The 22,519-nt window shown below is 67.6% G+C and carries 24 protein-coding genes; 15 read left to right on the top strand and 9 right to left on the bottom strand.

The window, feature by feature from the left end; genetic code table 11:
- Positions 1-24 precede the first annotated feature (24 nt).
- The 3 genes from DL238_RS13705 (at position 25) to DL238_RS13695 (ending at position 2,822) form a co-directional block, all read left to right on the top strand.
- Positions 25-1,182, top strand: coding sequence for a serine hydrolase (locus tag DL238_RS13705; protein WP_115493020.1), 1,158 nt, complete (start codon positions 25-27; stop codon positions 1,180-1,182).
- Between the two features lie 93 nt (positions 1,183-1,275).
- Positions 1,276-1,629, top strand: a complete 354-nt coding sequence (locus DL238_RS13700; protein ID WP_115493019.1) for a YciI family protein — start codon at positions 1,276-1,278, stop codon at positions 1,627-1,629.
- The gene (locus tag DL238_RS13695; protein WP_115493018.1) at positions 1,617-2,822 is read left to right on the top strand and encodes an RNA polymerase sigma factor; all 1,206 of its coding nucleotides are present in this window, start codon (positions 1,617-1,619) and stop codon (positions 2,820-2,822) included. Before DL238_RS13700 ends, DL238_RS13695 begins: the two co-directional genes overlap by 13 nt.
- On the opposite strand, the gene DL238_RS13690 is transcribed toward DL238_RS13695, so the two are convergent.
- From DL238_RS13690 to DL238_RS13665, 6 genes are all read right to left on the bottom strand, one after another.
- Positions 2,819-3,646 (bottom strand): sterol desaturase family protein, encoded by an 828-nt coding sequence (locus tag DL238_RS13690; RefSeq protein WP_115493017.1) that lies wholly within the window; start codon positions 3,644-3,646, stop codon positions 2,819-2,821. The genes DL238_RS13695 and DL238_RS13690 overlap by 4 nt on opposite strands.
- A gap of 65 nt (positions 3,647-3,711) precedes the next feature.
- Positions 3,712-4,434, bottom strand: coding sequence for a DUF2459 domain-containing protein (locus tag DL238_RS13685; RefSeq protein WP_115493016.1), 723 nt, complete (start codon positions 4,432-4,434; stop codon positions 3,712-3,714).
- Positions 4,410-5,351 carry a 50S ribosomal protein L11 methyltransferase gene (locus DL238_RS13680; RefSeq protein ID WP_115493015.1) on the bottom strand — a complete coding sequence of 314 codons (942 nt, stop codon included), beginning with the start codon at positions 5,349-5,351 and terminating at the stop codon, positions 4,410-4,412. Before DL238_RS13680 ends, DL238_RS13685 begins: the two co-directional genes overlap by 25 nt.
- A complete protein-coding gene (locus DL238_RS13675; protein ID WP_115493014.1) occupies positions 5,341-5,937 on the bottom strand; it encodes a DUF6151 family protein in 597 nt (198 codons plus the stop codon). The genes DL238_RS13680 and DL238_RS13675 overlap by 11 nt, the downstream gene beginning before the upstream one ends.
- Before the next feature lie 6 nt (positions 5,938-5,943).
- Positions 5,944-6,900: a subclass B3 metallo-beta-lactamase gene (gene bla / locus DL238_RS13670; protein ID WP_115493013.1), complete on the bottom strand. Its 957-nt coding sequence runs from the start codon at positions 6,898-6,900 to the stop codon at positions 5,944-5,946.
- Positions 6,890-7,612: an SDR family NAD(P)-dependent oxidoreductase gene (locus DL238_RS13665; protein ID WP_115493012.1), complete on the bottom strand. Its 723-nt coding sequence runs from the start codon at positions 7,610-7,612 to the stop codon at positions 6,890-6,892. The genes bla and DL238_RS13665 overlap by 11 nt, the downstream gene beginning before the upstream one ends.
- A gap of 176 nt (positions 7,613-7,788) precedes the next feature.
- On the opposite strand from DL238_RS13665, the gene sdhC reads away from it, so the two are divergent.
- The 9 genes from sdhC (at position 7,789) to DL238_RS13620 (ending at position 15,655) form a co-directional block, all read left to right on the top strand.
- Complete coding sequence (gene sdhC, locus DL238_RS13660; protein WP_115493011.1) at positions 7,789-8,169, top strand: succinate dehydrogenase, cytochrome b556 subunit; 381 nt, start codon at positions 7,789-7,791, stop codon at positions 8,167-8,169.
- A gap of 11 nt (positions 8,170-8,180) precedes the next feature.
- Positions 8,181-8,567 (top strand): succinate dehydrogenase, hydrophobic membrane anchor protein, encoded by a 387-nt coding sequence (gene sdhD / locus DL238_RS13655; RefSeq protein WP_115493010.1) that lies wholly within the window; start codon positions 8,181-8,183, stop codon positions 8,565-8,567.
- On the top strand, positions 8,567-10,423 hold the full coding sequence (sdhA, locus tag DL238_RS13650; RefSeq protein ID WP_181883959.1) for a succinate dehydrogenase flavoprotein subunit: 1,857 nt from the start codon (positions 8,567-8,569) through the stop codon (positions 10,421-10,423). Before sdhD ends, sdhA begins: the two co-directional genes overlap by 1 nt.
- A gap of 16 nt (positions 10,424-10,439) precedes the next feature.
- Positions 10,440-10,907: a DUF2269 family protein gene (locus DL238_RS13645; protein WP_115493009.1), complete on the top strand. Its 468-nt coding sequence runs from the start codon at positions 10,440-10,442 to the stop codon at positions 10,905-10,907.
- A complete protein-coding gene (locus DL238_RS13640) occupies positions 10,904-12,001 on the top strand; it encodes a saccharopine dehydrogenase family protein (RefSeq protein ID WP_115493008.1) in 1,098 nt (365 codons plus the stop codon). Before DL238_RS13645 ends, DL238_RS13640 begins: the two co-directional genes overlap by 4 nt.
- Positions 11,998-12,495: a thiol-disulfide oxidoreductase DCC family protein gene (locus DL238_RS13635; RefSeq protein WP_115493007.1), complete on the top strand. Its 498-nt coding sequence runs from the start codon at positions 11,998-12,000 to the stop codon at positions 12,493-12,495. Before DL238_RS13640 ends, DL238_RS13635 begins: the two co-directional genes overlap by 4 nt.
- 44 nt (positions 12,496-12,539) lie before the next feature.
- Positions 12,540-13,394 carry a glycoside hydrolase gene (locus tag DL238_RS13630; RefSeq protein ID WP_115493006.1) on the top strand — a complete coding sequence of 285 codons (855 nt, stop codon included), beginning with the start codon at positions 12,540-12,542 and terminating at the stop codon, positions 13,392-13,394.
- A 129-nt stretch (positions 13,395-13,523) separates the two neighbouring features.
- Positions 13,524-13,913: a BlaI/MecI/CopY family transcriptional regulator gene (locus DL238_RS13625; protein WP_115493005.1), complete on the top strand. Its 390-nt coding sequence runs from the start codon at positions 13,524-13,526 to the stop codon at positions 13,911-13,913.
- Positions 13,910-15,655: a M56 family metallopeptidase gene (locus DL238_RS13620; protein WP_115493004.1), complete on the top strand. Its 1,746-nt coding sequence runs from the start codon at positions 13,910-13,912 to the stop codon at positions 15,653-15,655. The genes DL238_RS13625 and DL238_RS13620 overlap by 4 nt, the downstream gene beginning before the upstream one ends.
- A gap of 94 nt (positions 15,656-15,749) precedes the next feature.
- On the opposite strand, the gene DL238_RS13615 is transcribed toward DL238_RS13620, so the two are convergent.
- The 3 genes from DL238_RS13615 to ypfJ form a co-directional block, all read right to left on the bottom strand.
- A complete protein-coding gene (locus DL238_RS13615; protein ID WP_115493003.1) occupies positions 15,750-16,748 on the bottom strand; it encodes an LLM class flavin-dependent oxidoreductase in 999 nt (332 codons plus the stop codon).
- A 68-nt stretch (positions 16,749-16,816) separates the two neighbouring features.
- The gene (locus DL238_RS13610; RefSeq protein WP_115493002.1) at positions 16,817-18,508 is read right to left on the bottom strand and encodes an ATP-dependent Clp protease proteolytic subunit; all 1,692 of its coding nucleotides are present in this window, start codon (positions 18,506-18,508) and stop codon (positions 16,817-16,819) included.
- A 51-nt stretch (positions 18,509-18,559) separates the two neighbouring features.
- The gene (ypfJ, locus tag DL238_RS13605; protein WP_115493001.1) at positions 18,560-19,444 is read right to left on the bottom strand and encodes a KPN_02809 family neutral zinc metallopeptidase; all 885 of its coding nucleotides are present in this window, start codon (positions 19,442-19,444) and stop codon (positions 18,560-18,562) included.
- Between the two features lie 138 nt (positions 19,445-19,582).
- Between ypfJ and DL238_RS13600 the strand changes: the two genes are divergently transcribed.
- From DL238_RS13600 to DL238_RS13590, 3 genes are read left to right on the top strand one after another with little or no spacing between them, the layout of a single operon-like run.
- Positions 19,583-20,341 carry a 3-hydroxybutyrate dehydrogenase gene (locus DL238_RS13600; protein WP_115493000.1) on the top strand — a complete coding sequence of 253 codons (759 nt, stop codon included), beginning with the start codon at positions 19,583-19,585 and terminating at the stop codon, positions 20,339-20,341.
- On the top strand, positions 20,319-21,815 hold the full coding sequence (locus DL238_RS13595; RefSeq protein ID WP_234031115.1) for a M28 family peptidase: 1,497 nt from the start codon (positions 20,319-20,321) through the stop codon (positions 21,813-21,815). The genes DL238_RS13600 and DL238_RS13595 overlap by 23 nt, the downstream gene beginning before the upstream one ends.
- A 12-nt stretch (positions 21,816-21,827) precedes the next feature.
- A complete protein-coding gene (locus DL238_RS13590; protein ID WP_115492998.1) occupies positions 21,828-22,439 on the top strand; it encodes an SOS response-associated peptidase in 612 nt (203 codons plus the stop codon).
- Positions 22,440-22,519: the final 80 nt, after the last annotated feature.

The raw sequence follows: 22,519 nt of genomic DNA, 5'->3' as shown, positions 1-22,519 counted from the left end.
TTCGAGGGGCACTATGTGCGCGCCATGCGTAACCTTCTGATCTCCCTTATTTGTCCCCTCGCGCTCGGTTCGCTCGCGTCCTGCAACGCACCCGACGCGGCCGGCGAGACGTCCGGCGCGCCGACCGTCGAGGAGCGGATCGAGCAGGCGGCGGAAGACGTCGTGGTCGAACGTTCGGCCGAGGAGGAATGGCTCGACGACCGGCTCTTCGCGATCGGCAGCGATTTCGCCGGCAAGGTCGGCATCGCGGTCCATGATCCGGCGCGCGGGCGGATGATGCATTTCAACGGCACCGATCTCTATCCGCAGCAGAGCGTCAGCAAGCTGTGGGTCGCGCTCACCGCGCTCGACCAGGCGGACCGGGGCAGGCTCGACCTGTCCGAGACGGGAACGGTGCGGCGCGAGGATGTCGCGGTGTTCTACAGCCCGATCCGCGGCGGCGTGGTCGCCAATGGCAGCTTCTCGACCAGCTGGCGCGATTTTATGAAGCGCGCGATCACCGCGAGCGACAACACCGCCAACGACATGGTTCTGCGCCGCGTCGGCGGGCCCGATGCGGTGCGTGCGACGCTGGCGCGCAAGGGCTTTTCGGATATCCGCTTCGGCCCCGGCGAGCGCCCGATGCAGTCCGCCATAGCCGGGCTCGAATGGAACCAGGCCTACGCATTCGACGACCTGTTCTTCGAAGTGCGCAAGAGCGTGCCGCACGACATCCGGCAGGCGGCGTTCGACGACTACGTGGACGATCCGGTCGATGGTGCGACCCCGGTCGCCATCGCCGCCGCGCTGGGCGAGCTGCACGAAGGCGCGCTGCTGTCCGAAGCCGGAACGCAGCAGTTTCTCGAGTGGCTGGGACAGGTGAAGAGCGGGCCCAACCGGCTGAAGGGCGGGCTGCCTGCCGGGTGGTCGATCGGCCACAAGACCGGCACGGGTCAGGTGCTCGACATCGTGCCGCCGGGCGCTCCGGCGGACCAGGCGGGCTACAACGACGTCGGCATCCTGACCGCGCCCGATGGCAGCGTCTATACGGTCGCGGTGCTGGTGGGGCGCACGCAGGTGCCGATCCCCGCGCGCATGGAGATGATGCACGCCGTGGTGCGCGCGGTGGCGGGCTATCACGAGATGGTGAAGGGCGCGGGCTCTGCGGAGAATGCCGCGGCCGAAGGCGAAGCCGCTTCGTAGAAAGATTTTCCGCCGCCTGTAGAATCTGCAGCTCGGCCCGCGTCTTCGCTATAGACCATGGCCGCAGTGGCGATGGCGAAGCGGAGACGAGCAATGCAGTACATGCTGATGATTTTCGAGGACGAAAGCTATTACATGGGCGAGGATGCAGCCGCGCGGCTGGAGGAGACCATCGCCGGCCACATCAAGCTGGCGGAGGAACTGACCGCGAGCGGCGTCGAATTCAGCGGCCATCGGCTCAAGGAAGCGCATAGTGCCACGACGATCCGCTACGAGAACGGCGGGGAGGGCAGCCTGCACGACGGGCCCTTCGCCGAAACGCACGAGGAACTGGGCGGCTATTACGTGATCGAGGCGGCCGACCACGACGAGGCGGTGCGCTGGGCGCGGAAAATCCCGATCCCGGCCAAGGGCTCGGTCGAAGTCCGCCCGGTATGGCCCGAATAGACACCGCGGTTCACGACGCGCGGGCGAGGGTCATCGCGGCCCTCGCCGCGCAGTTTCACGATCTCGACCTGGCGGAAGATGCCTTCTCGGCCGCGTCCGAGGCGCTCCTGCGCCAGGCGGAGACGGTCCGCGATCCTGCGGCCTGGCTCTATGTCGCGGCGCGGCGGCGCGCGCTCGATGCCGTGCGCCGGGCCGAGCGTGAGAAACGCGCGCTCGCCTTGCAGCCGGAGGCCGATCCTGTGGCCGAAATCATCGCCTTCCCCGAACCGATCCCCGACGACCGGCTGCGGCTGCTGTTCACCTGCTGCCACCCGGCGCTGGGGCAGGGCGCGCGGGTCGCGCTGGCGCTGAAGGTCATCTGCGGTGTGCCGGTGCCGCGGATCGCGCGCGCCTATCTGATGACCGAGCCCGCGATGTATCAGCGGATCACCCGCGCCAAGGCCAAGATCAAGGCGGCGAACATCCCTTTCGAGACGCCTTCGTCTCGCGAATGGCAATTTCGGGTCGGTGCCGTTCTGGAAACGCTCGAGACCGCGCTCGGCATCGCCTATCGCGATGCTGCGGGCGCAGGCGACGCGGCAGGACTCGCGCCCGAGGTCGAGCGGCTGGCGGGCCTGCTCGTCGAACTCATGCCCGACGAGGCCGAGGCGCTCGGGATGCTGGCGCTGGTATCGCTGGTGCGCTCGCGCGAGGGCGCGCGCGTCGCCGACGACGCGGCAATGGTGCCGCTGTCGCAGCAGGATGTCGCCTTGTGGGATGCGGGTCGGATCGAGGCGGGGCGCGCCTCGCTCGACCGGGCGACGCAGCTTGCCGCCCCGGGCCCGCTCCAGACGCTCGCCGCGATCCACCTGACCCATGCGAGGCGGCTCCACACCGGCGGCACCGACTGGGGCGCGATCCTGCGGCTCTACGATGCACTATCGCAGATGCGGCCCGGCCCTGTCGTTGCGATCAACCGCGCGGTCGCGCTCTCGCGTGCCCGCTCGCCGGAGGATGGGCTCGCCGCGCTCGAAACGCTCGATGGGGAAAGGCTCGCCGATTTCCTGCCCTACCATGTCGCCCGGGCGGACATGCTCGCGCGTACCGGCGATCATGAGGAGGCAAGGGCGGCGTGGGACGGGGCGCTCGCGCTCGGTCCCGAACCCGGGGAGGCTCTGTACCTGACCGCGCGGCGCGACGCGCTGGACGATTAGGCCGGTGCCGCTTCCGGCGCGCTCTTGCGCTCCGCTGCGCGCGTGCGGGCGGTCACCTTGCGGAATTCCTCGCGATAGCGCGGATGCTCGGTGCCCATCCACCGGTCCCACCAGGTGAAGTAAAGTCCGAAATTGGTGTTGCCCGAACTGTGATGGAGGTCGTGGTGCGTGGTCGTGTTCCACCACCCGGTCCAGCGATTATCGACCCAGCCCGCCGGATACAGCTCCACGCCGAGGTGGCCGATGACGTTGCGGAAGATCATGTGCCAGAGGAACAGGAACACCGCGAGCCCGGTCATCGCGAAGCCCATCGTGCTGGTCGCCAGCATGAAGATCGGGATGAACAGCGCCTCGGTAACCGCTTCCCAGCTCGAGAAGCTGTAGGCCGTCCACGGCGTGGGCGTGCGCGACTTGTGGTGGTGGAGGTGCGTCGCGCGGAACAGCCGCCTGTGATGCAGCGCGCGGTGCATCCAGTAGAAATAGGCATCGTGCGCGACGACGATCAGCACGAACTGCCAGGCGACGGTGAGCAGCGTGAAGGTTTCCAGCTTCAGCTGGACCAGCCCCAGCTCGCGCAGGCCCAGCGTCAGGAACGTGGTGAGCGCGAATACGAAAGAAGTGCGCAGCGAAGAGGCGATCTCGCGCGTGTAATCCTTGCGCGTCGCATGGCGGTTCTGGATCCGCTTGCGCCGCGCCCAGCTGCGGAACACCAGCAGCGCGATGGTGAAGAACCCCGCCGCGACCAGATAGCGCTGCACGTCGAACACGACGACGCGGATCATGCGATCGGCGAAGACATCGAAAGCGGTCGGCAGGTCGATCATCACTTACTGACACTAATGCAAGCAAGCACCCAAGTCATCGGGTTTTCCAATGACTTTTTCAATGATTAGGGCCGCGCGCCGCCTTCGGGAATCCATTTCATCACGCCGCCCGCCAGCGGGGTCCAGACGCCCATCTCGATCCCCGCCGCGGCGAGAGTATCGCCCACCCACTGGTTGCAGGTGTTGCCCAGGGTGTAGCGCCCGGCGGCGTCGTAGACCTTGGCCAGCGGGTCGAAGCCCTCGTGGCTCACGCGGTTGCGCGGATCGTCGATCGGCGGCAGGCCCGCCTCCACCTCCGCCACCAGCCGGTCATATTCCTCTTCGCGCAGGATCACCCAGCGATGGTTGGGCCCGCCCGCGGGGCGATAATAATGCGCGACGCGCATCACCGCCGGGCCGCCCTGCGTCGCGATCCGCGCGGCGGTGCTGGCCTTCAGGTCGCCCCAGGTGGGCACGGTGAGGAACACCTCGCGGTCGCCCCAGCCGACCGAGACATGGGTGGGCAGCATGCCGCCTTCCATCGGCTCGGCGGCGGAAGGGAAGGTCTCGCGCCAGTCCTTCTGCGGCGTGGCGATGGGCATGACGATGCCGGTATGCACGCCGTTGGTCTCGACCATGATCGGAATGCCGCTTGTCGCTTCGACCCAGTCCGAATTGCGCGGAATGCTCGACCCGATCCATGCCGCGATGAAGAACCCGCCGACGATCAGCAGGCCCAGGGCGAACAGCCCGCCGAAAGCCCAGCCGATCGCCCGCAGCGCCTTCACCGCTGAGGTTTCTTCAGGCACAGGATCGACCAGTCGCCATCGTCGATCCGGCGTTCGGGCCGCAGGCCTTTGCGCTGGTAGGCCCGCAGCACTTTCGCCGCCTGGGTATTCAGCAATCCGGCGAGGATCACGCGCCCTCCCGGCTGGACGGCGCGCGCGAAATCGGGCGCGAGTTCGATCAGCGGCCCGGCGAGAATATTGGCGATCAGCAGGTCGAACGGCGCGGCGGCCTTCAGCGCGGGATGGTCCATCCCCGGCGCGGTCACATAGTGCAGCGCGCCGGGCCGCTGTCCGAGCGCCACGGCATTGCTGCCCGCGTTCTCTTGCACGACCTCGGCGCAGACCGGGTCGATATCGCTGGCGATCATCCGCGCGCCGGGAAACAGCTTGAGCGCGCCGATCGCGAGCAGGCCCGTGCCTGTGCCGATATCGGCGATCCGGCGCGGGCGCACGCCGCGCGTGCGCAGCCGGCCAAGCATCGTGAGGCACCCGGCGGTGGTTTCGTGCTGCCCGGTGCCGAAGGCGCGGCTGGCGGGTATGACGAGATCGATGCCCGCATCGCCCGCCGGGTGATCGGGGGTGCGTATGTGGAACGGCCCCGCATGCACCGGGTCCATGCCCAGCTGGCTCTGGACCACCCAGTCGGTCGGCGCGACCTTCTCCACCTTGAAGTCGGGCGCCGTGCCGGAGAAGAGGTTTTCGAGACGGGCGCGGATCGCCTTCGTCGGGCGGCGCGGATACCACGCCTCGACCTGCCACAATCCCGCATTGAGCGGGTCCTTCGCGTCCGCCTCCACCTCGTGCGCGCTGACGACGAGATCGGAGTCCCAATCGTCGGCAATGCTGGCCATCAGCGCCTCTTCGGCGCTGGCCTTGTCGGTCAGGCCGGACAGCTTCCACGTGATTCCGGCTTCTTCGGTGGTAATGTCAGCCGACATGGGCGATGGTGTCCTTGGTTGGTTTGGCGGGAGCGCAGATGGGCTCCAGCGTACGGGAATCGAACAGCGGGCTGCGGCGGCGATCGCCGGAGAGGATGTCTTTTACCATGCGGATGAAGAACCGCCGCATCAGCTTGCTCATCGGCATCCGGTGGACCGGTCCGAGGTCGTTGGGGTCATCCTCGACAAAGAGATGCCCGATCGGTTCCCCCAGCAAGCGTCCGCGCAACTCGGCCTCGCTATTGCCCACGAGGGTCGTGACGTAGGGGATTTTTCCGTTCCTGAATGTGTTGAACATCGGCGTGTCGCAACATTGCGCGTACCATCGCAGCGTCGGCTTCTCGGTCAGATGGAGGCACCGCAGCTCGCCAAGGCCGCGTTCGATCCGCATTCGTGCGCAGCGGCTCTGATATAGCAGCGTGCCCGCATCGCCATCCATGACCCGCTGCGCCGCATCGAAGCGGTTGGCGAAGTTTTGGCAGTCGGTGCAATGGCACACCACGTAATCGCCATGGCGAGGACCGGCCTTCCCGATCGTGCCACGCACCGCGCCGCAGCGGCAGGAGAAGGGCAGATCACGCGCCATGGCCGGTCACGCGCCTTCCTCCGCCAGTCGCTTGTCGAGCCGGTCGCCGATCGAAAGCGCGTAATCGGCGCAGGACATGCCGCCCAGCAGGGTACCGGCGCGCATGCGCTCGAGCATCTTGCTGGCCGATGGGTGCGGCGTCACCAGCATGTCGCACGGCAACTGCGCGACCTTGGGAATGCTGGCCTTGAAACCGGCGACCACGGCGGGATGATCGGAGAAGCGGTATTCATCCGCCGAGACGGGCGAGAGGCTGTCGACATAGGCGATGCGGCGACAGACCGGCGGTTGCCACGGCAGCGAGCAGGCATTCCACGTCCAGCTCATCGCACCCGGCGTATGGCCGGGGGTCAGGTGCGCGGTGATGGCCTTGTCGCCGAGGCGCAGGACCTCGCCATCGCTCACGATCCGGTCCACCTTCACCGGCGTCATCGCCGGGTGCATCGCCGCCTGCGGATCGTCGGACGAGACTTTTCCGCTTGCGAGAACCTTCGCCGCCTCGGGGGAGGCGATCACCTGCGCGCCGGTCGCCTCCGCCAGCGCCGCGTGCCCGCCGACATGGTCGAAATGCTCGTGGCTCAGCAGCAGATAGCGCACATCGCGCGGGTCGAGGCCGAGCGCGCGGATATTGTCGAGGATGAGCGGCGCCCCCTCTTCTGTGCCGCTGTCGATCAGCACGTGGCCCTCTTCGCCGACGATCAGGATTGCGGCGATCCCGCAGGTGCCGACATACCACGTATCGCCGAGCAGTTCGAAGGGCGGGGCAGGTTTGGCCCAGTCGTCCCAGTCCTCGCAGGCTTCGAGGAAAGCGGCCTGGCTGAACCCGGTCCCCCGCTCGATCGAGGTCAGGACCGAGGGTTCGGTCGTGCCGGGCGCGGTAGCGGGTTGCGCGGGGGCGGATGCGGGGGCGCAGCCCGACAGGGCAAGCGCCATCGCCGCCAGCGCGCAGATTCTAACGGACATAGCTCGCGCCATTGGCGTCGATCGTCGCGCCGGTCATCGACGGCGGCGCGTCGAGTGCGCACCATACTGCGATATCGGCGATCTCCTCGGGCTCGGCCACGCGGCCCAGCGGGATATCGGCGAGCAGGCCAGGGCCGCCGCGCGACTCCAGGTAATCGCCTGCCATGCTGGTATCGGTGAAGCCCGGCGTGATCGCGAAGCTGTAGATCCCCTCGGCGGCATAGGCGCGGGCGATGGTCTTGTGCAGCGCCAGCATGCCGCCCTTGGCCGCCGCATAGTGCCAGTGGCCGGGCGAATCCCCGCGATGGCCGGCGCGGCTGGCGACATGGACGATGCGCCCCGAAACCCCGCGCTCCTGCCAGTGGCGCACCGCGAAGCGGCTGAGCTGCGCGGCTGCGGTCAGGTTGATGCGCAGCGTATCCTCCCACGCATCGAGCCATTCGATATCCGAGGTGTCGAGCGGTATTGCGGAGAACAGCCCGGCATTGTTGATCAGCACGTCGATCTCGCCATCGGCCTGCCGCAGCGCTTCTTCCCACAACTGGGAAGGCGCGGAAGGCTCGGTAAAATCGGCGGCAATCTCGCCTTCTTCGGTGCCCCCGGGCGACTGGCCGGTGGAATGGCCGAACACCCTGATGCAGCGCGCCTCGAGCTGTTCGCGTATCGCGGCGCCGATCCCGCGGCTCGATCCGGTGACGAGAATGCCTGTCATGGAAGCGAGCGATAGGCCGTAAGGGCCTTGCAACCAAGCCCTTGAACGATATCGCACGCGCTTTGGCGGTGCCTTGTGCTTTGGACCGCCTTGATCACCCGCGTGCTTCCGCTAAGTGGGGCGCAAGATATTAGTAGTGCACCGAAGCAATTGCAGAATTGGATCGCATAGCCACCATGTCGAACAGACCGCTCTCTCCGCATCTCCAGATCTGGAAATGGGGCCCGCACATGCTGGTCTCGATCCTGCACCGCGTGACCGGCGACGGGCTGGCTCTGGTCGGCCTCGGCGTTCTTCTGTGGTGGCTCGGTGCGATGGCGAGCGGTCCCGAGGCTTACGAGACCTTTGCCGGGGTCATGACCTCGATCCCCGGCTACGTCGTGCTGGTCGGCCTGACCTGGGCCTTCTTCACCCATATGATGAGCGGGCTGCGCCACTTCGTGCTCGATATCGGCGCAGGGTACGAGCTGCAGACCAACAAGCTGTGGTCGATGCTCGCCCCCGTCATCGCCATCCTGCTCACGATCGCCTTCTGGGCGGTCATCTTCCTCAAGTAAGGCGTTTTCCCATGGGTAACGGAACCTCCATCGGCCGCGTTCGCGGCCTCGGCTCGGCCCACGAGGGCGCGCATCACTGGCTGGTCCAGCGCTTCACCGCGATCGGCAACCTCGTGCTGGTGCTGTGGCTGCTGGTCAGCTTCCTGATGCTGCCGGCCTACGATTACGGCACGGTGACCGGCTGGCTTGCCAATCCGGTCAGCGCGGCGGCGCTGATCCTGCTGATCGTCAGCACCTTCTGGCACGCACGGCTCGGCCTGCAGGTGCTGATCGAGGACTATATCCACGAAGGCGGCAGCCGCTTCGCGCTGATCGCCCTTCTCAATCTGGTTGCGGTGGCAGGCGGCGTCTTCGCCGTGTTCTGCATCGCGCGCATCGCATTTGCAGGAGCCGCCTGATGGCGACCGAGACTTTCGAAATCAACGGACGCGCCTATCCGATCATCGACCACACCTTCGACGTGGTCGTGGTGGGCGCTGGCGGATCGGGCCTGCGCGCGACGATGGGCGCGGCAGAGGCGGGCTTCAAGACCGCGAACATCTCCAAGGTCTTCCCCACGCGCAGCCACACCGTGGCCGCGCAGGGCGGGATCGCGGCATCGCTGGGCAACAACACGCCCGACCACTGGACCTGGCACATGTACGACACCGTGAAGGGGTCGGACTGGCTGGGCGACCAGGACGCGATCGAATATCTCGCGCGTGAAGCTCCGCAGGCGGTCTACGAGCTCGAGCACGCGGGCGTGCCCTTTTCGCGCAACCAGGACGGCACGATCTACCAGCGCCCGTTCGGCGGCCACATGCAGAACATGGGCGAAGGCCCGCCCGTGCAGCGCACCTGCGCCGCGGCGGACCGCACGGGCCACGCGATGCTTCACGCGCTCTACCAGCAGAGCCTCAAGTACGACGCGGACTTCTTCATCGAATATTTCGCGATCGACCTGATCATGGCGGGCGAGGGTGCGGATCGCCGCTGCGTCGGCGTCATCGCCATGTGCCTCGATGATGGCTCGATCCACCGCTTCAAGGCGCACGCCGTGGTGCTGGCGACCGGCGGCTATGGCCGCTGTTACTACACCGCGACCAGCGCCCACACCTGCACCGGCGACGGTGGCGGGATGGTGCTGCGCGCAGGCCTGCCGCTGCAGGACATGGAATTCGTCCAGTTCCACCCGACCGGCATCTACGGCGCGGGCGTGCTGATCACCGAAGGCGCGCGCGGCGAGGGCGGATACCTCACCAATTCCGAAGGCGAGCGGTTCATGGAACGCTATGCCCCGTCGGCGAAGGACCTCGCATCGCGCGACGTCGTCAGCCGTTCGATGGCGCTCGAAATGCGTGAGGGCCGCGGCGTGGGCGCGGATGGCGACCACATCTACCTCCACCTCGACCATATCGACCCGGCAATCCTGGCAGAGCGCCTGCCCGGCATCACCGAAAGCGGCAAGATCTTCGCCGGTGTCGATTTGACGCGCGAGCCGCTGCCGGTGACGCCGACCGTCCACTACAACATGGGCGGTATCCCGACGAACTATCACGGCGAGGTCGTGACCATCGGGCCCGACGGCAATCCCGACCATGTCGTGCCGGGGCTCTACGCCGCGGGAGAGGCGGGCTGCGTCTCGGTCCACGGGGCGAACCGTCTCGGCTCGAACTCGCTGATCGACCTCGTGGTGTTCGGCCGCGCGATCGGGCACCGCCTGGCCGAGACGATGAAGCCCGGCGCCTCGCACGATGCGCTGCCCAAGGACAGCGCCGACCTCGCGCTGACCCGGCTCGACCACTTCCGCTACGCCAAGGGCAGCCTGCCGACTGCGCGCATCCGCGAGGACATGCAGAAGACGATGCAGAAGCATGCCGCCGTGTTCCGCGACACCGAGACGCTGGCAGCGGGCAAGAAGCACCTCGCCGAGGTCAACGCGAGCATGGCCGACATTCACGTGTCCGACCGCTCGCTGATCTGGAACAGCGACCTCGTCGAAACGCTCGAGCTCGACAACCTGATGTCGCAGGCGAGCGTCACCATGGCGAGCGCCGACAACCGCAAGGAAAGCCGCGGCGCCCACGCGCACGAGGATTTCCCCGACCGCAACGATGCCGAGTGGATGAAGCACACGGTGACGTGGTTCGACGGCTGGGGCGGCGGTGCCAAGGGTTCGGGCAAGGGCGAGATGAAGATCGACTACCGCCCGGTCCACGAATACACGCTGACCGACGATATCGAGTACATCAAGCCGAAGAAGCGGGTATATTGAGGGGGATCGTCTTGCGATGGAGCCGTACTCGCTCCTCAAGACGGTCCACATCATCTCCTCCACCGTCCTGTTCGGGACGGGGATGGGCATCGCCTTCTTCTTCCTGATGGGCACGCGCAGCGGCGATCCGGCTGCGGCGTATTTTGCCGCGCGGACCACCGCCTTGGCGGACATGATCTTCACGCTGACGGCCGGAATAGTCCAGCCGCTCAGCGGTTTCGCGCTGATCCATCTCGCAGGGTACGATCCCTTTGCGCCGTGGCTCGTCGCGACCTACGCGATCTACCTGATCGCGCTTGCCTGCTGGCTTCCGGTGGTGTGGCTCCAGTTGCAGATCCGCGATATGTACCGGGCGATGCTGGGCGGTGCGGCGATCGATGATGCGCTGCTCGCCCGGCGCATCCGCACATGGTTCGTTCTCGGCTGGCCCGCCTTTGCCGGGCTGGTGATCGTGTTCTGGCTGATGGTGGCGAAGCCCGCATGACCCTGCGCGTCGCGATCCTTGGCGGGTACGGCAATTTCGGCGGCTATGTCGCCCGCGCGCTGGCGCCCGATCCGAATATCGAACTGGTCATCTGCGGGCGCAATGCGGACAAGGCGCAGGCATTTGCCGAGGGCTTGTCGTCCGCCAATCCGGGCATCGGAGCGGTGGTCGACATTCGCGATCCCGAGGAGGCCCTGCGCGCCATTGCGCCGGGCCTCGTGATCCACACGGTCGGCCCCTTCCAGCAGCAGGATTACCGCGTTGCCGAAGCCGCGCTTCGCTGCGGCGCCCACTATTGCGACCTTGCCGATGCGCGCGCCTTCGTGTGCGGCATCTGCAGCCTCGATGCGGCGGCGCAGGCCGCCGAGGTGGCCGTGATCGCCGGGGCCAGCTCGGTCCCGTGCCTGACCGGCGCCTATCTCGACGAAGCCGCGAAGGTCATGACGATCGAGGAGGCGGATTACGGCATCAGCGCGGCGCAGCAGACCAACCGCGGCCTCGGCACCGCCAGCGCGATCCTCTCTTACGTCGGGAAGCCGTTCACGATGCTGCGCGACGGCGCGATGCGCCGCGTGTGGGGCTGGCAGGGACTCCATTCGCACGCCTATCCGGAACTGGGCCGCCGCTGGTTCGGTTATTGCGACATTCCCGATCTCGACCTCTTCCCGCAACGCTATCCTTCGCTGACCTCGATGCGCTTTGCTGCCGGTCACGAGATCGCATCGCTCCATTTCGGCACCTGGCTGCTCAGCTGGGGCGTTCGGTGGGGCCTTCTGCCCCGGCTCGACCGGTGGGCTCCCGCCCTGCTGCGGGCGAGCTTCCTGTTCGATCCGCTCGGCAGCGATCGGAGCGGGTTCCACATGTTCATTCGCGGTCGCGGCAAGGATGGCGAGCCGGTGGAGCGACGCCACTGGATCATTGCGCGCACAGGCCACGGCCCCAACATCCCGTGCATGCCTGCGATCCTGATCGCGCGGAAGCTCGCCGCGGGCGAGGCGATCGACGCGGGTGCGCGCCCGTGCCTCGACCTCATCACGCTCGACGAATATCTTGCCGCGCTGGACGGCCTCGACATCACGGCGATCGACGAATGAGCAACCACACGCCCCATCACACGCCCAACCACACACAGAGCGACCTCGCGACATTCGCGCCGTACTCCTACCGCGAGGACCCGGCGGTGCCCGATTTCGACGACAGCCGGGCGGTCTTCGTGTTCGATCATCACTGCGTGTTGTGCGGCACGGGTGTGGGCTTCATCATGAAGCATGACCACGCCCGCGCGATTGCCTTCACCTCCGCGCAGCAAGGATTGGGCGAGGCGCTGTGCCGCCATTACGGGATCGACTGGGACGAGACCTATCTGCTCGTCCGCAATGGCAGGCCCTACGTGAAGTTCGACGGCTATTTCGAGGTCGCGCGGGCGATGGGCCGTCTCTGGCGGTTGGCGACCGTCTTCCGGATCATCCCGAACGTCATTCTCGACCCGGTCTACGACCTCGTCGCGAACAACCGCTACAAGTGGTTCGGCAAGACCGAGCAGGCCTGTCAGGTGCTGAGCGAAGACCAGCGCGCCCGGCTGATTTAGTCGGGTTGGATGGGGTTCATCTTCGACCGGCAAGAAGAGCATCGATGAAGCGTCGCCTCCTCCCCGCCCTTGCAAGCCTTGCGGCGCTCACCGCCGCATCCCCGCCGCCTGCCTTGGGTATCCCCGATTTCTACACGCAGTACCGCGATGCGGACGGCATTCCGGTCGTCTCCTCCGGCGTCGTGCCGCTCGACGCGCTGGTCGCGGCCGAGGCGATGATCGAGGATATGCTGAGCGCGCGCCCCGATCTGGCCGCCTGGCTCCAGCAGAACGGCTACCGCGTCGCGATCATCGCGGAGACCGAGGCGCTGCTCGACCTGCCGGAGAATGCGCACTGGACCAAGCCCGCGCCCGACGACCCGCGCCTGACCCGGTGCGAGAAGAAGCATTACCAGGAGCGGATCGGCGCCCTGACCGACCGCGCCTACTGGGATGCGCGTGCGCGCGGGATCGGCGGGCGGCACACGGTGAGTTCGGAAGAGGATGTGTTGGGGCTGACCACCAGCCGCTATTACGGGGAGACGATCCTCGTCCACGAATTCGCGCACAACATCCTGTTCGCGATTCAAGCGGTCGATCCCGCGCTCTACGCCGATGTCGAGGCGGCCTATGCCCATGCGCTGGCGAACGACCTGTGGCTCAACGAATATGCGACCACCACCGTGCAGGAATACTGGGCGGAAGGATCGCAGATCTGGTTCGAATCGAACCGGCTGACCGTGGTCGACGGCACCCGCATCCTCGATCGCGCCGATCTCGCGGCCTATGATCCGGCGCTCTATTCGGTGCTGGCGCGCGCCTATGGCGATACGACGCGGCTCGCGGCGGACCCCTTCTACCGCCACCCCGCGCGCGTGCCCGCGGGCCCGATTCCCGAGAATACCGCCGAAGTCTGCTGAGCGCGCGACGGCCCCCGCCGACCGCAGAACGACCTTCGTCGAACATTGCGGGCCGTTCATCGGCCGCTCATGTTTACATTCGTAATCGTTGCGCTTACAGGTGTAGACGAACGAGGAGGGACGGGTTCGATGGCGAAAGCGACAGGCGACAAGGGCGAGCGTATCAGCGACGCCGAGCACGCGATCATGGAGGTGGTCTGGGACCGCCATCCGCTGAGCGCGACCGAGGTCTGCGACGTGGTCTGCGACGCGCGCGGCTGGTCCATGCCGACGGTCAAGACGCTGCTCTCGCGCCTCGTCGGCAAGGGCGCGCTCGCGACCGAGCCCGACGGACGGCGGTTCCTCTACACCCCGCTGATCGGGCGCGAGGAATATGTCGGCGGCGAATCGCGGCGGCTGGTGGACCGGCTGTTCGGCGGCCGGGCCGTATCGCTCTTCGCCCACCTCGCCGAAAGCGAGGCGCTGACCGACGAGGATCTCGGCGAGATCGAACGCCTGCTGAAGGAGATGCGCAAATGAGCATCGATCTGCAGAGCTTCGCCTTCGATACGCTGCTGTGGACCGGCGCGCTGATCGTCGCGGTCCTGTTCCTGCGGCGTCCGGTCTCGCGCCATTTCGGTGCGCGGGCCGCCTATGCCCTCTGGACCCTGCCTTTCGCGCGGCTGATCCTGCCGCCGATCGTGCTGCCGGCGTCGATCGCGCCCGAAGCCGCGCCTTCGGTCCCCATGCCGATCGCCGGTTACGTGCCGACCGAGACCGGCGGCGGCGGACTGATGCTGCAGCCGATGGTGGCGAGCGAGCCGGCGATCGACTGGGCGCTGCTGGCCCTCACCGCGTGGCTGACCGGGGCGCTCGTGTTCCTCGTACGCCGCTATTCGCTCTATTTCGCCATGCGGCGCGAGCTGCTTGGCGCGAGCACGCAGGTCGGAACGCGGGGCCACGTGCGCCTGATCGAGACGCCCGCCACCGCTTCGCCGGTCGCTTTCGGTGTGTTCGACAAGGTGATCGCGCTGCCTTTGGGCTTCATGGCGCATACCGAAGCCACCCGGCGCGACCTCGCGCTGGAGCACGAGCTGGCGCACCACCGCGCGCACGACCTGCTGGCCAATGCGCTGGTCCAGCCGCTCTTCGCGCTGCACTGGTTCAACCCGCTCGGCTGGGTCGGCTGGCGCGCGCTGCGCCGCGACCAGGAAGCCGCCTGCGACGCGCGGGTCGTCGCGCGCTGCCAGCCGCAGCTGCGCGAGCAATACGCCTCCACCATCGCTTCCTTCGCGACCGGTGCGGTCATGGGTGGCGGGGCGCGCCACGCGCTCGCCGCGCCGATGGCCTGCCCGGTGCTGGGGGACAAGTCGATCATCCACCGACTGAGGAGCCTGACCATGGCCGAGATTTCCACCCGCCGGCGCATGGCCGCGCGCACGCTGATGGCGGGCGCGCTCGTGGCGCTGCCACTGACCGCCTCGATCTCCTATGCCGAAAGCCTGACCGCGCCCGAACCGCCTGCGCCGGCCGAGGCACCCGCTGCACCGGCGGCGCCCGATGCGCCGGTCGCACCGGGTGCGCCGGAAGCACCCGAGGCGCCCCTCGCGCCGCCGGCTGAGCCGGGCGAGGGCGACAGGCAGCACATCATGCTGACCTCCGACGACGGAGACGGTGACAAGAGCCGCGTCGTGCGGGTCGAACGCACCGTGGTGAAGGATGACCAGGGCAAGCCTTCGACGCGGACCACCTACACCGTCGATGGCCGCGAAGCGACGGCCGAGGAGCGTGCCGAAATCGAAGCGACGCTGAAGGACGCGCGCAAGCTTTCCGTCCAGTCCGAGGAGCTGCGGCGCGAAATGCGCGTCTTTCGCGAGCGTATGGCCGAGGAGGGCGAGCGTCAGCGGAACTTCAAGTTGCTGCGCAAGCGCTTCGGCGAAGACCGCGAGCTGAAGAAGGAGCTTCTGGAGATGCAGCGCGAGATGGGCGAGGGCAGCGAATTCCAGCGGGACATCCAGCGCGCCATGGCCGAGGCGGCCGCTCAGATGTCGCGGATCAGCTTCGAATGCGACGGCAGCGGCGAGCTCGTCCAGGAACGCACCTCCGCCGATGGCAGCACCGTGATGATGGTATGCCAGGGCGCCGCGATGGCCAGCGCGAGGAGCGCGATGGACGAGGCGCGCCGGGCGATCCAGCGCGACCGCGACCTGTCCGCCAGAGAGCGGACGGAGGCGATGCGCGCACTGGAGCTAGCGATGAAGGAACTGCGCACGCGCGACTAGTCCCCCGACCGGACCGCACGCTGCGACAGCGAAGGCGGCGGGCCCTTCCCCAAGGGGCGCGTCGCCTTCTTGCGCGCCCGCGATCCGCAGCCCGTCAGGCCGCGGCGTGCTCGCCCGCGAAGGCTTGTGCCGCCAGCGTCAGGCTGCGCTTGCGCGCCTCGTGGTCGTAGATGGACCCGGCGATGATCAGCTCGTCGGCCTGCGTACGCTCCACGAAGGCGTTCATCTGTTCGCGCACCTGCGAAGGCGTGCCGATCGCGGTGGCGGACAATACGCCGTCGAGCATCGCCGAGGCCTGCGGCGGCAGGCTTTCGCGATAGCCTTCGACCGGGGGCGGCAGCTTGCCCGGCTGGCCGGTGCGCAGCCGCACGAAGCTCTGCTGCATCGACGTCGCGAGCAGCTGCGCCTCGTCCTCGCTATCGGCGGCGAACACGTTGTAGCCGCAGATGGCATAGGGTTCGCTCAGTACGTCCGAAGGCTCGAACCGGTCGCGGTAGATCTTCAGCGCATCGTCGAGCGCCTGCGGCGCGAAATGGCTGGCGAAGGCGTAGGGCAGGCCGAGCATGGCCGCGACCTGCGCGCCGAACAGGCTCGATCCGAGGATGTAGAGCTGCACATTTGCGCCCGCGCCCGGCGTGGCGACGATGCCCGTGCGCCCATCGTCCGCGAAATAGCTCTGTAGTTCGACGACGTCGCGCGGGAAGGCGTTGGCGTCGGTGTCCAGATTGCGGCGCAGCGCGGCGGCGACCCGCTGGTCGCTGCCCGGCGCGCGGCCCAGCCCCAGGTCGATGCGCCCCGGGAAGAGCGCGTCGAGCGTGCCGAACTGCTCGGCGATCACCAACGGCGAATGGTTGGGCAGCATGATCCCGCCCGCGCCGACGCGGATCGTCTGCGTCGCGGCTGCGACATGGCCGATCAGGACGCTGGTGGCGGCGCTGGCGATGCCCGCCATTCCGTGGTGCTCGGCGCACCAGTAGCGCTCGAAACCGAGCGCTTCGGCGTGACGTGCGATGTCGGCGGCATTGGCGAGCGCATCGCGCACGTCGCCGCCTTCCTTGATATGGGCGAGGTCGAGCAGGGAGAGTTTGGTCATGCAACCCAAGATGGGGGCGCCGCCGCCGATTCAAACACGCTGCGCGGGCAGATTTTCTTTAGGGCCGGCTAGACGACCTCGGCGATCAGGCCCATCGCCTTCGCCTCGCTGGCGGTGATGTACCAGTCGTTCGGCGCCTTCTCGCGCAGTTCCTGCACGCTGACGTTGGAGCCGTCGGAGATGGCGCGGTAATCCTCATCCTCCTGCTCGATCTCGCGCTCGATTTCGCGCCGGGCATGTTCGAGCTGGCTGGCGACGCGGCGCAGCGATCCGCCCGGGAGTTCGAGCGGCTGGGCGCGCTTGTTCTCGGTCACCATCAGCTTGGTCGCACGTGTGAGATAGCGGTGGCTGACCGGGAAGGCGGCCATGAACAGCGCGCCCGCCCCATAGATCGCCGTCTTGCCGAGGAAGATGAGCTCGCGCCGCCCGCGATCGCGCAGCAGGCGGATGTCGTCGGCCATGCTGCGCGCGATGTCCGGGTCGCCTTCCATCGTGGTCAGCGCGATCACGATCGGCCCGCCGGGCGCCTGTTCGGCCAGCATCTCGCTGAATTCGGCATACATGCTCGCGTCCATCGCGCCGTAGAGGCGGATGCCGGGGCTGGCGAGCGATTGCGATGCGGGCTGGGTGCTGGGATTGCGCGGATCGCCCGGGATGATCTCGACCGGGTGAGGCCGGTTTTGCGGACGGCTCGGGCTGTCGTCCGTGGCAGACACGCTCCTGCCGGCGGGGGCCGCGTCACGCTCCTGCTCTTCTGGCTCGTCGCGGCTTACGGCATCGGGGGCCTTGGGAAGCACCGAGGCGACCGCGGGCGCGGCAACGGCGGCAGCGGCAATCCATTCGCGGTTGCCATCATCTTCCTTATCGTCGCGCGCCCTGTCGTCGTGCACCTTGTCGTCCGGGCCATCGCCACGCTCGGCAGTCGGTTCGTCCCCGCCGCCCAGCGGCAGGGCGGGCCTGCTCTCGGCTTCCTTGTCCCGCTCTTCCTCGCCATCGAAAAAGTGGTTCCTGATCGCCATCGCGCCTGCCGCCGTGCCTGCGGCGGCCGCTCCGACGCCTGCGACTTTCAGCGCGGTGTCCTGCCAGTCGTCGAGGTCGAACCAGTCGTCGTCCTTTCTGGCCGGATCGCCACCCCCGTCGCGGGTTGCAGGTGGCGGGGGCGGTTCGGCCTCTGCCTCGGCCTCAACCTGCGCCGCCACAGGTTCGCGAACCGGGGCGGGTGCGGGCTCGCTCGCCTGCACGTCCTCCTCGTCGTCGTCCCACGAGATGGCGGGCCCGTCCCGGTCGCCGACCTCGGCCATCGCGGGCTCGAACGCGGGTTCCGCCGCCAGGTCCGGATCGGCGGAGGCGGGCTCGTAGTCGTATTGCTCGCGGATGAGCGGTGCCGCGGCGGGCTGCGGGAAGCGATCGTCCATCTCGTCCGCATTGCGCGCCGGGGCCCGCGCGGTCTCGATATCGCGCAGGCTGTCGCCCCCGTCGGGGCTGCGATAGACTGCGGGCTCGGGCAGGCCGGTATGGCGCGCTGCCTTGTTGCGGGCGGTGGCGCGCGATGCGGCTTCGGGCGTGGCCTGGTCTGCCTGCGCGCGCTTGCCCTGGTAGACCGCAGGGCCGTCGCCCTGGCCGTCCTCGTCCCCGTTGCCGCCGCGCACTTCGCGCATCAGCGACATCACCATCCCGGGAAGGTCACCGCGTTTCTGCCCGTCGCGGACGATGTCCTGCAGGCGCTGGAACAGCGTGAAGAGGTTTCGGATGAAGTCCATCGCGTGCTGGTCCTGCCCCCCGGTTCGGATCGCGCCCTGGAACGACTCGCCTCAAAACGACTCAGGCGCGAAGTAGCGATCGCATACCGTATCATCGCCGCTTCTCATGCCGAGCCGCAATGCTTCCATGCGCTGTTCGCTGGTACCGTGGGTGAAGTTCTCGGGCGAGGCCCTGCCGCCCATGCGTTCCGAAATGGCATCGTCCCCGATTGCGGCGGCGGCGCGCATGCCTTCCTCGAAATCGCCCTGTTCGATCAGGTTGCGGTTCTTGCCCGCCCACACGCCGGCGTAGCAATCGGCCTGCAGTTCCATCCGGACCTGCAGCCGGTTGGCGTTTTGCGGGCTCTGCTGCTGCGCGCTGCTGACCTGCCCGGCAAGACCGGTGAGGTTCTGGATATGGTGCCCGTATTCGTGCGCCACGACGTAGAGCCGCGCGAAATCGCCGCCTGCGCCGAGCTGACGCTCCAGCGTGTCGTAGAAGCTCGTATCGATGTAGATGTCCTGATCGGCAGGGCAGTAGAACGGGCCGACCGCCGAGGTCGCGCTGCCGCAGCCGCGCGTCGTCACCGAACCTTCGAAGAGGTCGAGCGAAGGCGGCGCGAAAGCGATCCCCGCCTGCTGGAAGACCGGCTCCCACGTGGTGTTGAGCGAATCGAGCGCGCTGCACGCCTCGCGCGCATACTGGCTGGAGGTGCAGATCGCCTGCTCGTCGGTGCTGACCGCCTGGCCGTTGCCCTGCGCCTGCCCACCTGTGGCATCGCCGACCGAGTCGAACACCGCGATCGTCTGGCCGAGATCGGTCCCGAAGAGCAGCGAGACGATGCCCGCAATGATGATCGTGCCGCAGCCGAGCTGCCCCGCGCCGCCGCCCGGAAAGCGGCCGCCGCTGGATGAACGCACGTCGATATTGTCGGTGTCGAATGGATTGAGCCGCATGGCGTGCCTGTCCCCTTGATGTATCCCCCGCGCATCGCACGCTTGGAAAAGCCTTGCGTTGCGCGCATTCGCACGGAACCAGACGCAGAAGGCAGCAATTGGCTCCACACGGCAAGCTTAATACGCGAAAGGCTAGCGATGTTCCTCGACGGCAAGAAGGCACTTGTGACCGGCTCCACTTCGGGCATCGGCCTGGCGGTGGCGCGCGCGCTGCATGCCGAGGGCGCGACAATCGTGCTCAACGGCTTCGGCGACGCGGACGAGATCGCAGGGCTGTGCGATGAACTGGGCGGCGCGGAATATTCGGACAGCGACCTGACCGATGTCGCCGCGATCGAATCCATGATGAAGGATGCGGGCGGGATCGACATCCTTGTCAACAATGCCGGGATGCAGCATGTCAGCCCGGTCGACGAATTCCCGCCCGAAAAGTGGGATCAGATCATCGCGCTCAATCTTTCGGCCGCGTTCCACACGATCCGGCTGGCGGTGCCGCACATGAAGCAGCGCGGCTGGGGCCGGATCATCAACACCGCCAGCGCGCACTCGCTGGTCGCCTCGCCTTACAAGGCCGCCTACGTGGCGGCGAAGCACGGGATCGCGGGCCTGACCAAGACGGTGGCGCTGGAACTGGCCGACTGCGGCGTAACCGCGAACTGCATCAGCCCCGGCTATGTCTGGACGCCGCTGGTCGAGAACCAGATCCCCGACACGATGAAGGCGCGCGGGATGAGCCGGGAGGAAGTGATCGACCAGGTCCTGCTCGCCAGGCAGCCGACCAAGAAGTTCGTCCAGCCCGAGGATATCGGCGAGATGGCGGTGTTCCTCTGCCGCGATTCGATGGGCAATGTGAACGGCGCCAACTGGAGCGTCGATGGCGGCTGGACCGCCGAATAGGACCATGCAGGCAGGGGCGATCACGCGATCCGCTCTGGCGGGACTTTCGGCACTGCTGCTGCTGGGCGGGTGCGTCACTGCGCCGCCGCCCGTCGCGCGCGGCCCCTCGCTCGACGAGGTCGAGGCGACTCTCGCGCGCGATATCACGCAATTGTCGGACGACAGTTTCGCAGGCCGCAAGCCCGGCGCCCCCGGCGGCGAGAAGACGCAAGGCTGGCTGATCGATCGCTTCGCCGCGATCGGGCTGGAGCCGGCGGTGGGCGAAGGCGACTGGACGCAGGACTTCACGCTCGTCCGGCGAACGCCCGAGGGTGCGAGCGTGCAGGTGACGCGCGGCGAGCGTTCGACCACGCTCGGCGAAGGCGTGGTCGCGGCGCACGAGGGGTTCGCGCAGGTCGATCTCGCCGACCTTCCGCTGGTCGGCATCGATCCCGAACTGGAAGCGCTCGCCCCCAATTCGATGGCCAACCGCGCGCTGGTCCTCTCCGCGAGCGACCTGCCGCGCCATCGCGCGCAGGTCGACGGGGCGAATGCGAAGGCGGTCGTCATCACCACCGCCGACGCGACCGAGTTCGAGCGGACGAAGGGCCTGTTCGCGCGCGGGCGCTGGCACCTCGAAAGCGACCGGAGCGGGGCGGCCTATCTTCTCCTGTCCCCCGAGGACAGCACGCGGCTGATGGCGCGGATCGGTGCGAATGCGGATCGCAGCCCGGACGGGCTCGGCGTCATTTCCTACGACACCATTCTTGACGCGGCGATACGGCAGCAGACCGAACGGATCGAAACCGCGAACATCGTCGGCCGCGCGCGCGGCACGGTGGACGATGCGGGCGCGGTGCTCATCCTCGCGCATTGGGACCATCTGGGCGAGGCCTGCGCATCGCCGGATTCGCCCGACCGGCTGTGCAACGGCGCGGTCGACAATGCGAGCGGGATCGCGGTGATGCTGGAATCGGTGCGGCTGGCCCTCGCCGAAGGTCCGCTCGATCGCGATCTGATCGTGCTCGCGACCAGCGCCGAGGAACTGGGGCTGCTGGGCGCCGAAGCCTTCGCGGCCGATCCCGTGGTGCCGCTGCCCACGATCGTGGCGGGCTTCAATCTCGATACGGTGGCCATCGCCCCGCGCGGCACGCCGGTGGTCGTTCTGGGGGCAGGGGAAACCCCGCTCGACTACGGCATTTCGGAAGTGGCGCGCATCCGGGGGCGCGAAGTTGTCGCATCCGATTTCCAGGACCAGTTCCTGCGCCGGCAGGACGGCTGGGTCTTCCTGCGCGAGGGCGTGCCCACCGTGCTGGTCGGCAGCGCCCTGGCCGACAAGGAGGCCTTCGAGTCGTTCATGGGCGAGGATTACCACCGGCCGACCGACGACACGGCAGACCCGATCGAACTTGGCGGCGCGGCGGAAGACACGCTGCTGCACGCGGCGCTCTTGCGTTATTTCGGCAGCTTGCGGACCTATCCTGGCGCGCGCTGACGCCGTCGATCAATGTGCAATCTTTACAATATTCGCAGCTCGCAGACAGAAATCGCGGATTTCTTCGATGCCATCGCACGGGATTTCGGCGCGAACACCGCGGAAGAAGTGTTTCCTGGATATGCCGCGCCGGTGGTTGCAGAGGGACGGGTGAGACCGATGGTCTGGGGCTTCCCGCTCCATCGGACCGGCGCCAGGGGTCGGCCATTGAAGCCCAAGCCGGTCAACAACACCCGGACCGACACGCTCAAGAATGTCTTCTGGCGCGCCAGTTTCGAGCAGCGGCGGTGCCTGATCCCGGTCACCCGCTTCGCCGAGGCGGAGGGTCAAAGGGGAGCGATGACGCGCACGTGGTTTGCGATGCCCGATGCGCCGCTGTTCGCCACCGCGGGAATCGGGCGGCAGACCGACGAGTGGGGCGAAGCGTTCAGCATGATCATGACCGAGGCCAGCGATCAGGTGGCGCCGGTCCACAACCGCATGCCGGTCGTCCTGCCGCGCGAAGCCTGGGCCACGTGGCTGGGCGGCACTCCGCAGGAGGCTTACCGGCTTTGCCGGCCCTTCGCGGGCGCCCTCGCAATCGAGCGCAGCGAAGAGCCGTGGTTCAAGCCGCGCAACACGTGACCGGGTAATAAGGGCAAATAGCGTTGCATTTTTCGCCGACCGCATCTAACTAGGCGTCATCCCGACATCGCTGGCACCAT

The sequence above is a fragment of the Alteriqipengyuania lutimaris genome, assembly GCF_003363135.1.
GTDB classification, from domain to species: Bacteria; Pseudomonadota; Alphaproteobacteria; order Sphingomonadales; family Sphingomonadaceae; genus Alteriqipengyuania; species Alteriqipengyuania lutimaris.
This window is presented reverse-complemented; position numbering and strand designations above follow the sequence as displayed.

Coding starts and splice junctions, on each gene's coding strand:
- DL238_RS13705 (WP_115493020.1), top strand. CDS start 25: ATGCGTAACCTTCTGATCTCCCTTATTTGTCCCCTCGCGCTCGGTTCG.
- DL238_RS13700 (WP_115493019.1), top strand. CDS start 1,276: ATGCAGTACATGCTGATGATTTTCGAGGACGAAAGCTATTACATGGGC.
- DL238_RS13695 (WP_115493018.1), top strand. CDS start 1,617: ATGGCCCGAATAGACACCGCGGTTCACGACGCGCGGGCGAGGGTCATC.
- DL238_RS13690 (WP_115493017.1), bottom strand. CDS start 3,646: ATGATCGACCTGCCGACCGCTTTCGATGTCTTCGCCGATCGCATGATC.
- DL238_RS13680 (WP_115493015.1), bottom strand. CDS start 5,351: ATGTCGGCTGACATTACCACCGAAGAAGCCGGAATCACGTGGAAGCTG.
- DL238_RS13675 (WP_115493014.1), bottom strand. CDS start 5,937: ATGGCGCGTGATCTGCCCTTCTCCTGCCGCTGCGGCGCGGTGCGTGGC.
- bla (WP_115493013.1), bottom strand. CDS start 6,900: ATGTCCGTTAGAATCTGCGCGCTGGCGGCGATGGCGCTTGCCCTGTCG.
- DL238_RS13665 (WP_115493012.1), bottom strand. CDS start 7,612: ATGACAGGCATTCTCGTCACCGGATCGAGCCGCGGGATCGGCGCCGCG.
- sdhC (WP_115493011.1), top strand. CDS start 7,789: ATGTCGAACAGACCGCTCTCTCCGCATCTCCAGATCTGGAAATGGGGC.
- sdhD (WP_115493010.1), top strand. CDS start 8,181: ATGGGTAACGGAACCTCCATCGGCCGCGTTCGCGGCCTCGGCTCGGCC.
- sdhA (WP_181883959.1), top strand. CDS start 8,567: ATGGCGACCGAGACTTTCGAAATCAACGGACGCGCCTATCCGATCATC.
- DL238_RS13645 (WP_115493009.1), top strand. CDS start 10,440: ATGGAGCCGTACTCGCTCCTCAAGACGGTCCACATCATCTCCTCCACC.
- DL238_RS13640 (WP_115493008.1), top strand. CDS start 10,904: ATGACCCTGCGCGTCGCGATCCTTGGCGGGTACGGCAATTTCGGCGGC.
- DL238_RS13635 (WP_115493007.1), top strand. CDS start 11,998: ATGAGCAACCACACGCCCCATCACACGCCCAACCACACACAGAGCGAC.
- DL238_RS13630 (WP_115493006.1), top strand. CDS start 12,540: ATGAAGCGTCGCCTCCTCCCCGCCCTTGCAAGCCTTGCGGCGCTCACC.
- DL238_RS13625 (WP_115493005.1), top strand. CDS start 13,524: ATGGCGAAAGCGACAGGCGACAAGGGCGAGCGTATCAGCGACGCCGAG.
- DL238_RS13620 (WP_115493004.1), top strand. CDS start 13,910: ATGAGCATCGATCTGCAGAGCTTCGCCTTCGATACGCTGCTGTGGACC.
- DL238_RS13615 (WP_115493003.1), bottom strand. CDS start 16,748: ATGACCAAACTCTCCCTGCTCGACCTCGCCCATATCAAGGAAGGCGGC.
- DL238_RS13610 (WP_115493002.1), bottom strand. CDS start 18,508: ATGGACTTCATCCGAAACCTCTTCACGCTGTTCCAGCGCCTGCAGGAC.
- ypfJ (WP_115493001.1), bottom strand. CDS start 19,444: ATGCGGCTCAATCCATTCGACACCGACAATATCGACGTGCGTTCATCC.
- DL238_RS13600 (WP_115493000.1), top strand. CDS start 19,583: ATGTTCCTCGACGGCAAGAAGGCACTTGTGACCGGCTCCACTTCGGGC.
- DL238_RS13595 (WP_234031115.1), top strand. CDS start 20,319: ATGGCGGCTGGACCGCCGAATAGGACCATGCAGGCAGGGGCGATCACG.
- DL238_RS13590 (WP_115492998.1), top strand. CDS start 21,828: ATGTGCAATCTTTACAATATTCGCAGCTCGCAGACAGAAATCGCGGAT.